18 protein-coding genes are annotated in these 13,649 nt (G+C 50.1%); 8 read left to right on the forward strand and 10 right to left on the reverse strand.

What is annotated here, in order from left to right; all coding sequences use genetic code 11:
• Positions 1-66: 66 nt before the first annotated feature.
• Positions 67-783, forward strand: a complete 717-nt coding sequence (pdsO, locus tag BZG73_RS11360; RefSeq protein ID WP_052708148.1) for a sortase-associated OmpA-like protein PdsO — start codon at positions 67-69, stop codon at positions 781-783.
• Between the two features lie 102 nt (positions 784-885).
• Positions 886-1,314, forward strand: a complete 429-nt coding sequence (locus BZG73_RS11365) for a GNAT family N-acetyltransferase (RefSeq protein ID WP_052708147.1) — start codon at positions 886-888, stop codon at positions 1,312-1,314.
• A 10-nt stretch (positions 1,315-1,324) separates the two neighbouring features.
• On the opposite strand, the gene BZG73_RS11370 is transcribed toward BZG73_RS11365, so the two are convergent.
• The 3 genes from BZG73_RS11370 to BZG73_RS11380 form a co-directional block, all read right to left on the reverse strand.
• Positions 1,325-1,849, reverse strand: a complete 525-nt coding sequence (locus BZG73_RS11370; RefSeq protein ID WP_077668346.1) for a methylated-DNA--[protein]-cysteine S-methyltransferase — start codon at positions 1,847-1,849, stop codon at positions 1,325-1,327.
• 41 nt (positions 1,850-1,890) lie between these two features.
• The gene (locus BZG73_RS11375; RefSeq protein ID WP_046075914.1) at positions 1,891-2,322 is read right to left on the reverse strand and encodes a DUF3010 family protein; all 432 of its coding nucleotides are present in this window, start codon (positions 2,320-2,322) and stop codon (positions 1,891-1,893) included.
• 76 nt (positions 2,323-2,398) lie between these two features.
• Positions 2,399-3,550: an HD-GYP domain-containing protein gene (locus tag BZG73_RS11380; RefSeq protein ID WP_077668347.1), complete on the reverse strand. Its 1,152-nt coding sequence runs from the start codon at positions 3,548-3,550 to the stop codon at positions 2,399-2,401.
• A gap of 171 nt (positions 3,551-3,721) precedes the next feature.
• Between BZG73_RS11380 and BZG73_RS11385 the strand changes: the two genes are divergently transcribed.
• From BZG73_RS11385 to BZG73_RS11395, 3 genes are all read left to right on the forward strand, one after another.
• Complete coding sequence (locus BZG73_RS11385) at positions 3,722-4,261, forward strand: NUDIX hydrolase (RefSeq protein WP_077668348.1); 540 nt, start codon at positions 3,722-3,724, stop codon at positions 4,259-4,261.
• 14 nt (positions 4,262-4,275) lie between these two features.
• Positions 4,276-4,488 (forward strand): DUF3820 family protein, encoded by a 213-nt coding sequence (locus tag BZG73_RS11390; RefSeq protein WP_077579323.1) that lies wholly within the window; start codon positions 4,276-4,278, stop codon positions 4,486-4,488.
• A 208-nt stretch (positions 4,489-4,696) separates the two neighbouring features.
• The gene (locus BZG73_RS11395) at positions 4,697-5,644 is read left to right on the forward strand and encodes a hypothetical protein (RefSeq protein WP_131825356.1); all 948 of its coding nucleotides are present in this window, start codon (positions 4,697-4,699) and stop codon (positions 5,642-5,644) included.
• Between the two features lie 7 nt (positions 5,645-5,651).
• Here BZG73_RS11395 and BZG73_RS11400 read toward each other — a convergent pair whose 3' ends face one another.
• Complete coding sequence (locus BZG73_RS11400) at positions 5,652-6,170, reverse strand: hypothetical protein (RefSeq protein ID WP_077668349.1); 519 nt, start codon at positions 6,168-6,170, stop codon at positions 5,652-5,654.
• Positions 6,171-6,378: 208 nt separating this feature from the next.
• Between BZG73_RS11400 and BZG73_RS11405 the strand changes: the two genes are divergently transcribed.
• Positions 6,379-8,076, forward strand: a complete 1,698-nt coding sequence (locus BZG73_RS11405; protein ID WP_077668350.1) for an SgrR family transcriptional regulator — start codon at positions 6,379-6,381, stop codon at positions 8,074-8,076.
• On the opposite strand, the gene BZG73_RS11410 is transcribed toward BZG73_RS11405, so the two are convergent.
• Positions 8,073-8,726, reverse strand: a complete 654-nt coding sequence (locus BZG73_RS11410) for a hypothetical protein (protein ID WP_046075909.1) — start codon at positions 8,724-8,726, stop codon at positions 8,073-8,075. The genes BZG73_RS11405 and BZG73_RS11410 overlap by 4 nt on opposite strands.
• A gap of 418 nt (positions 8,727-9,144) precedes the next feature.
• Between BZG73_RS11410 and BZG73_RS11415 the strand changes: the two genes are divergently transcribed.
• Both BZG73_RS11415 and BZG73_RS11420 read left to right on the forward strand, forming a co-directional pair.
• Positions 9,145-9,573: a hypothetical protein gene (locus BZG73_RS11415; protein WP_046075908.1), complete on the forward strand. Its 429-nt coding sequence runs from the start codon at positions 9,145-9,147 to the stop codon at positions 9,571-9,573.
• 13 nt (positions 9,574-9,586) lie between these two features.
• Positions 9,587-10,627, forward strand: a complete 1,041-nt coding sequence (locus BZG73_RS11420; protein WP_077668361.1) for a L,D-transpeptidase family protein — start codon at positions 9,587-9,589, stop codon at positions 10,625-10,627.
• Positions 10,628-10,729: 102 nt separating this feature from the next.
• Here the strand turns inward: BZG73_RS11420 and BZG73_RS11425 are convergent, their stop codons facing one another.
• From BZG73_RS11425 to BZG73_RS11445, 5 genes are all read right to left on the reverse strand, one after another.
• Entirely contained in the window at positions 10,730-10,975 is a 246-nt protein-coding gene (locus BZG73_RS11425; protein ID WP_046075907.1) for an Lpp/OprI family alanine-zipper lipoprotein, read from the reverse strand.
• A 175-nt stretch (positions 10,976-11,150) separates the two neighbouring features.
• Positions 11,151-11,627, reverse strand: a complete 477-nt coding sequence (locus BZG73_RS11430; RefSeq protein ID WP_052708145.1) for a copper chaperone PCu(A)C — start codon at positions 11,625-11,627, stop codon at positions 11,151-11,153.
• A gap of 2 nt (positions 11,628-11,629) precedes the next feature.
• Positions 11,630-12,217, reverse strand: a complete 588-nt coding sequence (locus BZG73_RS11435) for an SCO family protein (protein WP_077668351.1) — start codon at positions 12,215-12,217, stop codon at positions 11,630-11,632.
• Positions 12,214-12,696, reverse strand: a complete 483-nt coding sequence (locus BZG73_RS11440; RefSeq protein ID WP_077668352.1) for a hypothetical protein — start codon at positions 12,694-12,696, stop codon at positions 12,214-12,216. The genes BZG73_RS11435 and BZG73_RS11440 overlap by 4 nt, the downstream gene beginning before the upstream one ends.
• Entirely contained in the window at positions 12,697-13,626 is a 930-nt protein-coding gene (locus BZG73_RS11445; protein ID WP_077668362.1) for a DUF368 domain-containing protein, read from the reverse strand.
• Positions 13,627-13,649 lie beyond the last annotated feature (23 nt).

Below are 13,649 nucleotides of genomic sequence, written 5' to 3' on the forward strand. Positions count from 1 at the left end.
ATGCCTTAAGTGCTTGCTGTAATAACGCCATATCAAACAGCACGATTCATCGTAAGCGAGGATAAGATGGATATTAAAAAACAACTGATTCACTCTGTATTTGCCGTTTCAATGTTCGCCGTTGCCACGCCACAAGGGATGGCCGCCAGTGAGGTTGAACGTAATAAACAACCCGAGTTGATCGGGATGGGAAGCGGCGCTATCGCGGGAGCGGTGGTGGCGGGCCCTGTCGGCGCGGTTGCAGGGGCCATTATTGGTACCGTGATGGGGCAAAATGCCAGCTATGAAAATTTGGCCACCGAGCAGGATGAAACGATTCAAACTATCCGGGATGAGAATCAATCATTGAGTCGCATCAGCCAAAAATATAATGAAGCGCAGCTTGAGCTCGCGCGGTTACGCAGTGCGCAGAATCAGGTGGAAGACCTTACGCTGGCGATGAATATTCAATTTCGCACGAGCTCGGCTGATATTGAGCCGCACTTTATGATCCAGCTTGATGAGCTCGCAGGATTTATTCAACAAATGCCAAACGCTCAATGGCAACTCGCAGGCTATGCCGATCCAAGAGGACGTCAAGGCTATAACCAAGCGCTATCGGAACGTCGTGTGCAGGCCGTAAAAGATTACCTTGTGTCCGTGGGCGTCGATCCGCGTCAGCTCAACACGGTGGCGTATGGAGACAGTCAGCCACTGGATAGCCAAGCGGGGAATGAGGGCTTTTTCTTTGACCGCCGCGTGACAGTAAGCCGTATGTCGGGGACGCAAACCGCCCAGCGTTAGTCACTAATACGTGCGAGTTTTGCGACGTGATAACTCATAAAACCTCACCGGCAGATTGAACGGCGGTCTGCGGGTGGGGAAACCCAAACAAGGAAGGCGACAATGATAAGACAAGCCACTAATAAAGATATAGAAACCATTAGCCAACTCTGCGCCCATTGCCAGTCAGATGAGATAGACAAACGTCAGATGCACCGGCATATCAAGCATCTACTTAATCAGGACTTGGTGTCAGTGAGCGTGGCCGAGCTTTGCGGTTTGGTGGCGGGTGTGGTGGTCTGTCAAGTGATCCCACAATTAGGTTTGTCAGGCCACGTGGGTCGCATTAGTACCATTATTGTCGACGAGCCATTCCGCGATATGACGTTGGGACGTCAACTGCTTAATGCTGCCGAGCAGGCGCTGATAGCAAAAGGATGTGATCACATTGAAGTGGTCCCAAGCTACCAAAAAGACGACGCACAAAGCTTTTATATCCATTGTGGTTTTCATCTGACCCCGGAACGGCTGACCAAACCGCTTGCCGCCTGAGTGGAGGAGACTAAGGCAGCGCCGGGTCTGTGCTGGTCAGCGCATTGGAGACGTAATCGGGCCACTTGCCTGTGGCCTCCCAAATCAACAAGGTGCGTTTGGCGATCAAACCACCCCCATAGCCGACCAACTGACCTTGACGGCCAATAATCCGGTGACAGGGGACAATAATCGAAATCGGATTCTTGCCATTCGCACTGCCCACGGCTTGGTTGGCTTTTGGGTTACCGATAAGATGAGAGATGGCTTGGTAACTGGCCGTTTCACCAAAGGGAATGGATTGAAGCGCCTGCCATACGCGCTGTTGAAAGGCCGTTCCCTGCGGTGCAAGTGGCACCGAGAATGTCTGTCGCGTACCTGCAAAGTACTCATCCAGTTGATGGCAGGCAAGATCGAGAATGGCGACGCTGTCTTGCGAACTGTCTTGAACAAGGTGATTAGGTGCGCGGTTAGGGAGATACAGAGCCGTTAATCCCTGGCTATTGGCCTGCAGTGTTAATGGCCCTAGCGGGGAAGAGTAGATTTTCTTGCTCATGGTACCTCCGTGTTCGACGTGTTTTTTTGTCTTTATTACTGTTATTTTTTGTCTTTATTACAATAGGCGCACGCGGTTAGAAAGGCATTTTCCTGAAATTGCTTCAAGCCTAGCTCTTTTAAGTTTACATCGATGGGATGACGTTTTAGCGTTTGTTTCATCACGCTGGAGGAGAAGACTTCGGCGTCAACGCCTTCGATCAGTTGTAGGGCGGCCTCCATTTTAAAGCCGGCACTACTACCCGCGAACTTCCCTTTGGTTTGGCGCTCGCGAATAATGATTTTATCCACCTGATAGTCTTCGATGAGCTTGCTCATGGTACGATGGAAATGTTGAATGCTCTCTTGCGCTTCTGGCGAGGGCAGCGTGATTTTCTTGGCTCGACACTCAGGTACCGAAAACAGATCGTTGTCACTGTCGAGTAACACAACATTCGCTTCGTTAGCTTTTAAATCAACCGCGCAAACTCTCATTTTTCTCTCTCTTTCTTAAAAGGCATTGTCACTGAGGGAGGGCAGTATACGCAAAAGCCCTCGCCTCGTCACAGGATTAACGAAATGCATCGACATTGATATCAAGGGCTGTCTCGCTGGTGGCGCGGGCGATACGCAAATCATGGCGCTTAGCGAGATCAATATACTCCACTTCACGAAACCGGTGACTGCGGACTGAATAAAACAACTTGACCACAGGGCGAGTCAAGTCGTCGAGGTTTTCTTGCCATACCAAGCCAACGCGTCCATCGGCTAACTCAACGAGGGAGCCAACGGGGTAAAAGCCAATACACTGAATAAAGGCGCGCAATAAATTGGGATCCAAATGAAACGGCGTGAGTCCCATCATGATCTTAAAGGCTTCAGACGGTGACTTCGCTCGTTTGTAACAACGATCCGCGGTCAGTGCATCGTAAATATCGACAATGCCACTCATGCGGCCAATGGTATGTAACGCTTCGCCTTTTAGCCCGTTTGGGTAACCAGTGCCATCCAGTTTTTCGTGATGCATTAAACTCACGTCGCGAGCAATTTGTGATAAGTCAGGGATACTATCCAGTACCGGCTGAGAAAATACTTGGTGGAGTTTCATGTGGTCGAACTCTTCAGCGGTCAGTTTGCCCGGCTTATTGAGCACTTCGTCGGCAACTAGCACTTTACCAATATCATGCACCAGCCCACCGACGGCGAGCTCTTGCAAGGTCGCGTGATCAAACCCTAGATGCCTGCCAAAACTCACCAACAAAAAGGCCACGTTGAGCGAATGCTCCATCAGGTAAGCACTTTTATCTCGAATGCCACTGATCCAAGCAATGGCGTGCTGACGTTCAAAAATGTTGTCGACAATGTCACTGCCCAATGCCTCAAGGGGCGCGACATCAATGGCTTTATTGGCATAGATGTCATTTAACAAGCGACTCAGTTGTTGCTTCGACGAATCGATGAGCGCGCGTGCTTTGTCGATATCCGCGCCGGTTGACGCATACTTACCTTGGTAAAGTGCGCCTTTGTACTGGATTTCATTGATATCTAGGATCTGATCAGCATCTACCCAAACATAGTTAACACCACATTGTTTTAGTTTTTGGATTGTCTCGGGACGGCGAACATAGCCAGGTTTGGTCATCCGGGTGGGTGACTGGGCTGTTTCTATTTGTTCCACGTACATCCCGATTGTCAGCTTGTGGATACTAATTTTCTGCAGCATCGTACCCAGTCCTACCTTGTGTGTTTATCACTAACAATACTAATGATTTTTGGGCGGCTTAAGGTATCGGGTGCGAGACATATTTCATTTTTGTGCACCCGTTAGCGCCTTTCTGCTCTCTTGTTTGGTTGTGCTAACTCCCGCGCTTGTTTTTTGACTATCTGAGTAGTAATGGAAATCATAGCCAAATATACGGATGAGCGGGTGCTGCCGCTGCAAAATAAATCCGTCATTAAGCGCGACGCAGCACGCGCGATTGCCTTAGATGGCGATGAGATTTTGCTGATGTATACCGCACGTTATGATGATTATTCGCTCCCCGGTGGCGGTATGGATGCGGGCGAAACCCCAGAGCAAGCCATGATCCGTGAGCTGCAAGAAGAGACGGGCGCACGACAGATCCGTGATATCACTCCATTTGGCTGTTTTGAAGAGCACCGCCCTTGGTATCGAGATGGTGCGGATGTGATGCATATGTTGTCATACTGCTTCTACTGCCGCGTTGATCGAGATCTCGGTACTCCGACCTTTGAGCATTATGAAATCAATAATGGTATGCGACCTGTGTGGGTGAGCCTTAATCATGCGATTGCGCATAACAAAGCAGTGATGGCGAACAGTGCCAAAGCCGGGCAATCGTTGATACGTGAAACCATGTTGCTTGAAATGATTGCAAGTCAACGTCTTGAACAGCGACATGCGACAGCCTAAAACGGGATGCATTGATGGATAAACAACAGCTTATGAAATTAGCCACAATGCCCATGCCATTCGGCAAATACGCTGGGCGCGTGTTGATTGATCTGCCAGAGGAATATCTGTTGTGGTTCCAAAACAAAGCCGAGTTTCCGAAAGGCGAGTTAGGAGAGCTAATGAAGCTGTGCCTGGCACTGAAAGTGGAAGGGCTTGAGGAAGTGGTTCGCCCTCTCAAGAACTAATTATTGGATGGCTAGTGTGCAGCGAGTTACAGATACCTCGTGCGCCGTGTGAGTGGGTCATCTCTGGACTCTGGTCGACAATCTGAGACATATTTGTCGCATTTTTCTGGGCAATAGCGTATTTTTACGCGCGCCTTGAGCGTGAAGCCGTATCGTGTTTCGCGCGCTTAGCATACCAACATTATTATTTATCGCAGAGACGCCCACCATGAGTATTAACATACATTCTAACACCGCACCTAGCGGGCTTCTGATTGCAGGGATCCTCATGTTCCCTTTCTTATTTGTTTGGCAATTACTTGACAGAAAGTATAGCCAACTGAGCCGGATCCTTGGCTTTGGCTATATGTTGCTCATTTCGGTCTTGTATGTTGGTGGCCCAAATGAAGCTCAAGAAATATTGATGACCTTACTAACGACGGTTGCAATGTGTGCGGTCGGTTTTGGGGTTTATATGGGACGACAAGCTCATAAGTGGGGATGGAAAGCCGCGATTCAACAACTCAAACAAACTGTTAAAGAGACGACTCATGGTGCAAGTAATACGCAACCTGAGGCGACCAATGGCTTGCCTGGTTGGATGGGCAAGGATATTGAAGTCAGTGTCAATGCCGATGGTTCAATGCATCTTACTTTTCCTGCGGAGATGCCAGTATTAGCCAGAGATAACACGTTGCGCTTTTGCCGGGGAATGCCTGAGTTTCGCAATATGACTTGGGCTGTGGCAGAGACATCGTCTGATACGGCGGCGGTAGAGTGGAGTGATGAGGTTATCCCAAACACTGAGTTATTTGACGATAGCCGTGAAGAAATGCCGACTCAAACACACGATATCCGAGAAGAAATGTCGACTCAAACTCACGATATTCAAGAGGGTGTCAAGCTCCCTGTCCCCAAACATGGTTGGTTTAAAGTGAGCTTTCTGGGTTTTCCTAACGAAGAAGAAAGCGCACTGTCTGAGATGACGTTACAAAATGGGATGACAGTGAACGATCACGCGAGTGAAGCCGTTGATGTATTATGTTTCGGTGATTTTGCCAGCAACGCCATGATGGAAAAAGCAGAGTCGGAGGGGGCTGTTGTGCTCGATAAAGCCGCTTTCTTGCACTTTATTGCCAGTGGTGAGGTTCCCAAAGCCTGTTTATCGTGCGTTTAATCATTCACTAGCGGCCGATGACCCACAGCCTGTCATCGCCGTTCTCCTCCTGAGTGAGCGCATAGAGAAGTTGTGCTTGTGCGTTCTCATCAGGGGCGACGACATCATAAATACCACTGACTGCTTGACCGTCTAACACCGTATCGACCCGCATGGCGGCGGCGCAGGTTTCCCCGTTTTGGGTGCCGATACAGAGCGACACCGTGGCGTCAGCGATTTCAACACCATCTTCAAGCGCAAGCTGGGCAAAGTAAGCGAGCATATTGGCACGATCTGACTCTGGCCACTGTTGCGCCTGAAGCTTGGCATACTGAATCATCAGTGGGTGATTGTCGACCCAATAGAGAGTGAGTGGCTGATGAGTCGGTGCGTCAGGTTTGTCAAAAGGGTGTGGGGGATGAGCAGCGGCATGATAGATATCAAAACCCGCAAGGCTTTCCTTGGTTGGGAATTGCGCTTTTTTTACGTGGCAAGCCATCCAGCGTTGTTTGATATCAAAATGGGAAATAATAGCCGACGCGATCATAAACACCCTACTCATTATCGACAAAGAGAGGCATCATAACTGAGTCAGACGGAATAACAAACGTCTGCTCGTGAAAGCCGGTGATTATTGCCTGCCAGAGATCACAGCCTGAGTGCGTGTGATCAAGATATGAGCAGACGCTATGCCTTGTTCTGCGTAAAATAGGAAATACTTCCACTGGTTTTTGTGATTGTTGGGTTCCTCTTTTATGTCAGGTCAGCGACTTCGTGCTCAGTTCTCCCGCCTTTATCATCATTTCAATGGCGAAAACACCGATACAACGCTACAAGCTGTGGCGGATATTTTGGTCTGTACGCGGCGTAATGCGCGAATGGTGCTCAGTAAGTTAGAAGAGCAAGGATGGTTAACGTGGCAGCCTTCCGTGGGGCGGGGCAAGCTCTCTCGTTTGGCATTTTTGCGTAGTGAAATGGCACTGCGAGAAGAGCAAGCTGCATCTTGGCTGGTGCAAGGGAAAATGGATCACGCGTTGGCGTGCCTTGATCATGACTCGACCAAACTCGCTGCCTTAATCCAAAAACAAATGGGGCCGAGTACGCAAAACGGGCGGCAAATTGTTCGCCTGCCCTATTACCGTCAGCTTGAGACGCTGGATCCGCGCGAACCTTTGCGTCGCTCAGAGCAGCACTTGGTCGGTCAAATTTTTAATGGTTTGGTGCGTTATCGTGGTAGTGAACGTATTGTGACACCGGATTTAGCCCATCATTGGGAAGCGTTGTCGCCGACACATTGGCGATTTTACCTTCGTCCTGGTGTCCGCTTCCATGATGGTCAGCCAATGCGCGAGCAGGATGTGATAGCGAGCCTATCGGCGCTTTCTACGCGGCGTTTTTTTGCTCATCTTTCGAGTGTTGACTCGCCGGGCCCGCGAATGATTGATGTACATCTTTCGTCTCCCGACTCAAGGTTTGATCATGCGCTCACCTTGCCAGAAGCGGTCATTCGTCCTGCTGAGCGCCATCCAAGTCAATCCCTTGGTTATCAACCGATTGGGACAGGTCCTTATCGCGTGGCAGAGAAACAGCCACACCGTTTAGTGCTCGAGGCATTTGATGATTATTTTGGTTATCGTGCCCTGACCGATGAAATCCAGATTATGGTGTTTGATGAGGCCGCAATGTGCTATCTCACTCCCAGCACCTCACTGACGCCGGAGAGATTAGCAAGCCATCAAACCACGCTGAGTCAAAAGTTAGAAATGGATCAGGGGGCTGGTTACCTGTTGTTGAATTGTCGCGATGGATTAGCGAAGCAACCCGCATGGCGTGAATACCTGCATGCAAAGCTGTCATCGCTGCAATTACTGCCACGCTTGGCGCATTGTGGAATGGGTGAGTACCGATTGTTCAATGCGTATGGACTGATGCCAGGTTGGATGCATCATGGTCTTTCGTCCATGTCGCCAGTTGCTCCGTCACCAACGTCACTGACCGTGGCGTATTTATCCGACCATCCTTTATACCCGCTTATCGCCAAGGCAATACACGCGCACTTACTTGAGGATGGTATTCAAGTGAAAACCTTGGCATTGTCATCCGCCGACTACTTTAGTGGTCAATATGGCCGCAAAATCGACATCTGGTTAGGGGCGATGAGCTTTGGTGAACGCGGGCAGGCGGGGTTATTTAACTGGCTAGGGACGCATGATCTGGTATTGAGTGCCTGCACAGATACCATGCTCGAGTCCATTGAGCGTCATACTCAGCGCTGGCGAGAGACACAAGACGATAGCTGTGCTGAGCACTTAGCCCGTCGCCTGGTTGAGCATCAAATGGTGCCCTTGTTTCATATTTGGATGGGTGTCATGGCGACGCCAGATCTCCAAGATGTGGCATCGAATGCGGTGGGTTGGTTTGATTTCAAAGCCGTGTGGCACAAACCACATTAAAGACTGCTATTATCCTCTTCAACACCGAGCGGAAAGGTGGCGGTGAGCAAAAGGTATTTGTGCAGGGGTAAGCCATCTTTTTTGCGAAACAAAGGGTGAAAGATACGATATCGCCCCTCGGTTAACCCCAAGGGCGCGATGGTCTCAGCCAGGCTCGACGTTGCGCTGGTCAAGCGTATTCCTTGCGCGCGATAGGCGTCTGCGTGGATAGGTTGGTGTCCCAACCACCAAGAAGGAACAGCCTTACTGGCGTTGGTGCGATCAATCCAGTGGTCACTGACCACAATGACACGCCCAGGCTCGGCAGGGTTTGTGATGCCATGATTCAGTAGCCAAGCAACGTCACGCACCAAGGCATCACGACAGGCGTTATTACCACTGAGTAGGCGGTGGGCTAGTATGTATATCGCGCTGCCGTCAAGTTGTAGCTGATAGACGGTTTGGCTATGTGGTCGGGTATCGTCGAGCAAATTAAACGTTGCGGGTTTATCATGCGCCTCGAGAACCCGCATGAGTCGACGTGCGAGTGCTTTGCCCATGTGGGGGTCACGCATTCCCCGATTGTGGACTGTGGGATAGTGATGCTCGCACAATTTGACACAATCTTGCTGAAACTGGCGCAGTGCCAGCGAGACCAGATCATCTAACAAAAACCCGTTACTCCTACCAAAAACGTCTTGAAAGCGGATGCTGCCTTGTCACGCATACTCATAAAGGCGCACAGACTAAAGTATGCAGTATATCACTTAAATCGCCCAATAAATCAGGGAGAAACGCTACTTTGTGCGCACTTTCTCATCGATGGGTGGGGCGAGCGGCGATCGTTGTCATGTTGTGACCGATTAAAGCGGCATGGTTTGTACGCTTTGTACCTTTCCGTATTGGCAGATTATTGCCTCTTTCAGTGGGTGCTTGGTGATGCGTTCACCTCGGAACGCGAGTGATCACCGTATTCTTGCTTTGCCTGTCTAGCTCAGAGGGAAACTTAGCCCTGTTTTATGGTTTTATAACCTTGGCACTAAAATTGCTTTAATCCATGTGCTTATCACAGTAATACAACGGAATACCATGAATTTTAACCTTTGGCTTCGTGCGGCAGTCTGTTTGGCTGTTGCCTCATTTCCCGTTTCTTCTTACGCGGCTGATGGCCTTGCTGCGGGGGTTTTCCTTGGTTCGCCAATGTCTGGTGTGACCTTGAAGCAAAACCAATTTAAAATTCAAGCTGGCATCGATAAGGTGGGAGTGGCCGTCGATGGAACTTGGAATTTGGGTGAATGGCTCGGGCGGATGGAATATGCGCCTATGTATGTCTATGCCGGAGGTCAGTGGGTAGATGATTCAACGCATCAGTGGGGACCACGTGCCGGGCTCGGTGTGACTCTTCCGGTGGGTACGGGTGATGTGGAACTATTTGCAGAAGCGGGCACCACTTGGTATTGGGAGGAGAAAGGCGATATTGAGTTTGAAGGCGCTGCTGGAGCACGAGTTTATTTCTAACCTCTCTTGGCCGATGGTAGGCAAAGGTGCCATACAGAGATTATTAGCCTGTGTGGTACTTTGGGTGTTAGCTGTGCCGACAGCATTTGCCACCCCGTATCCGTTACCCACCGACGGTAGTCGACTTGTTGGCTATCCAGAGGCGCACATCGTCAAAGAGGGCGAGCACTTAGAAGCCATTGCTAAACACTATGATATGGGGTTTCTAGCGCTTTTAGCGCTCAACCCAGGGATTGATCCCTACTTGCCTGAGCCTGGATCTCTGGTGCGCTTACCCAACCAGCTCTTGTTGCCCTCACCACCTCACTCGGGGATAGTGATCAACCTTGCTGAATTACGCCTGTATTATTTTCCTGAACCAGACGCTAAGGTAACGGGAGAAAAGGCGGACGCGCAACGTGATGTTCATGTATTTCCCATCGGGATCGGTAGAGTGGGTCGCGAAACCCCCACAATGAACACCTATATTAGCCAAAAGCGCGAACATCCGACGTGGACGCCACCGCAGAGCATTCGTGAGGAATATAAAAAACAGCGCGGCATCATTTTGCCTGATGTGGTGCCAGCAGGGCCAAACAATCCCTTAGGTGAGCATGCGCTAAGGTTGGGCTTCGGTAACGGTGAGTATTTGATTCATGGCACTAACAAGTCGTTTGGTATTGGGCTGCGAGTCAGTGCTGGCTGTATCCGGCTTCGACCTGACGATGTGGCATGGCTGTTTGAGCAAGTGGATGTCCACACCCCGGTTAGAATTATCAATCAACCCGCGAAGCTAAGCGTTGAGCCTGATGGGCGAGTGATGGTAGAGGCGCATCGTCCTTTATCAAAAAATGAAAAAGAGAYCAAAGCGCGTTTGTCGGTTGAGCCTGATCCTCAGGTGTTAGCGATTTTAGCGCGGCTGGAACTGTCACCTCGGCGCTACCGAGCGGCGTTATCTGTCCAAGAAGGCGTGCCGACAGAGATCGCTACACTGACCCCAGCACAGTTGAAAGCCTGGCAGCGTCTACAGCGTGTGGACGTAGATGCTAAGCAAATGACGCGATCTGAGCGGTAAAAGTCCGGATAAGGCGGATAAGATCACAGCATAAAAAAACGGCGCATCGCGCGCCGTTATTCATTGTTTGTTCAGCGAGTAATCGGTGTTTAAATCGATACGCTATTTCGTGTAAGACTGCGCCATATTATCAATGCGCTTATTGGCACGTTTTGCTTCGTCATATGCCATTTGAGAGGTATCTTTGGTATCGCTCACGTCGCTTTTCATCATAGATACATCATTCGATAATGCATCGACTTTCGCTGATAAATCATCAACGCTTTGCTGTAACGCTGTGTTGCTTGTACAACCGACGAGCAACATGCTCGATGCGACGGCAGCTAGCGCCATTGGACGGATTTTCATAAATAACCTCGCTATTGTTGTTTGTCATAGCAATCGCGTCATTAGGGTCACGCATCCACGCGACTATTGTCAACCTTAGACGCTTAAACGCATTTTTGCTGGATAATCCTTTACTTAAATAGCAGAGCTTGACCGAGTTAACATTTAGCGAGGTAAGAGGTATCCGATACTGTGCTTATTCGTGGTTTGCGTGCATCTCTTTGTTGTGATGTTTCATGCCCGCCATGACCGATTTCACTGGGATCTGCTTGGTGAGTGAATGACCGTCCGCGGTGTTTAATGTCAATGAAATGTGCTCGCCTACTTTGAGTGGCTGAGTCAGATCAAACAACATTACATGTAGGCCACCTGGCTTTAGTGTCACTTGCTCGCCTTCAGGCACCAGGATTTGCGCAATTTGTCGCATTTCCATCATGCCATCCACCATAGCATGCTCATGCAACTCTACCCGTTTCGCTGCCGGTGTGCTCGCACTCACTACCCGTTTTAGCACCTTGCTTTGATTATCGAGAACCATGAAAGCGGCGCTATTTGGTGCGCCTGGTGCAGTGGCACGCGCATAGGCATCATGAATAAAAAACTCACCATGGGCATGCACGAATGGTGCAACCATAAAGGCGATAGCGGCAACAAAAGATTTGAATGATGTCATTGTTATTCCTTATTTTGATCAGTCACCCGTTCAATCGCTGCGATCAGCATTTCAGGGTTTAAGGTGTGAGGGACTTTCTCTACGAGTTCACCGTTCGGTGAAAGAAAATAAAAAAAGGAGCTATGATCAACGGCATAGTCCATGGCGGAGTCTTCCAGCTCGGTGATGCGATACAACACACCGTAGCGCTTTGCCAGCTGCGCAATTTGCGCCTCAGAACCACTGACACCGGTGATGGCCGGATGGAAAAAATGCGCGTACTCCGCCGCTTTTTCGCTTGTATCACGCTTTGGGTCGAGGGTGATAAAGATTGGCGCCACCGCGTTTCGTGTCGACTCAGGGAGCGATTTTAACGCGGCAGATAACACGGCGAGCGAAGTGGGACAAACATCAGGACAATGGGTATAGCCGAAATACACAATACGTGGACGTGGGTCATCGGTATTGTAAAGATTAAACGGTTGCCCTTGTGATTGTAATGCCCCTGCTTGAGCCTGCTTTTGTGACGTTTGATAGTTATCAAATAGCGCGCGGGCACCTAAGCCAAAAAAAACGGCAATAATGGCGACAAGCCAAGCTTTCTTACTCATAGTCGCTCCATGCGTACTTTAATGGGGAACAGCGTGTTTGCGTCAGCATTTAGGGTAATGGTTCCTGCCCATGTCATGCTGTCTTCGGTGCAAACGGGCAGCATCAGTTGCCCTTGATAAGTCAGTTTATCGGTTTGTTTAAGCACCAGCCGATATTCACCCATGTTCATTTCGACGCCTTTGAGCTTAACGAGCAATGTATCCGTGTTAAGCGCTTGGGGGGCGGTCACAGTGAGGGTATTGGCGTGTAGTGGATGAACATCCGGATTGCCCAAGCGAGCTTGATAGCCCTCGTATTGGCACGTTTGCTGATTGAGTGAGCAGTAGGCGGCTGGTGCGATAGTTGTACTCGAGACGGTCGAGAAAAAGCCAGACAGCCACGAGGGGATAAAAAAAGCCATCACTGCCAGCATCGCAATACTGGCGGTGATTATTAAGGGGTGACTCACGGCGAGCCGTGAGGAGGGTTCATTCATCATCTATTCCTGCTCAGGCGAGAAACGCTCCAGCAATAATACCAGCACAAAGCCACCTATCATGGCAACGATAGCCAAGCCAACTTGTGCCGACTGTCCCACGATTGCCTCGTAGGCGCCGGGTAAAAGGTTATCTTGCACGAGGGGGACTTGTTCACCGGATGAATTTGTACGCCATGTGAGTGTGTGTTTCCAAGGCCAAATTTTGCCCAATGTGCCCAACATCAGACCGGTGAGAAACGCGAGCGTCAGTGCATAATAGCGGCGCAGCAGCCAGGACAATAGGTGCGAAAACGTCAGTAAGCCAGTTACTGCGCCGACAGCGAACAATCCTAATAAGCCGAATTGCGCTTGGTGAACCGCATCCAGAATGGGGCTGTACATTCCCAGCAATAGTAGGATAAAACTGCCAGAGATCCCCGGCAAAATCATGGCGCAAATTGCGATGGCACCGGCGAGAAAGACGGTGAGCGGACCCGCGGTGAGCTGCAGCGGGTTAGCAATGGTAATCCAGTAGGCAAAACCAATCCCTAATAGTACGGCGAGAACCGTTTTAGGCCGAACCTTGGGGGCGGGCAACTGTTTGGCAATATGCAACGCTGACGCGATGATCAAGCCGAAGAAAAACGACCAGAGCGGGATCGGATGATGGGTGAGGGTCCAACTGATCCCTTTTGCCAAACTGGCAATACTGGTCAGGATGCCGGCCAAGAGTACACAAAGAAAGGTACCGTTAACATGTTGCCAGACCGCCTTGAAACCTTCCTTGCGCCACAGTGCAAAAAGGCGCGGCGTGATACGCCGAATACTCTCCAATAGCTGCGTGTAAATGCCAGTAATAAATGCGATCGTGCCGCCAGAGACACCAGGAACCACATCCGCAGCGCCCATCGCCATGCCTTTGAGGTAAGTTGAGACCAGGTTCTTGATCATAATGCCATTCATCGATAAAAGCT

This window comes from Salinivibrio siamensis (assembly GCF_001996005.1).
Taxonomy (GTDB): Bacteria; Pseudomonadota; Gammaproteobacteria; order Enterobacterales; family Vibrionaceae; genus Salinivibrio; species Salinivibrio siamensis.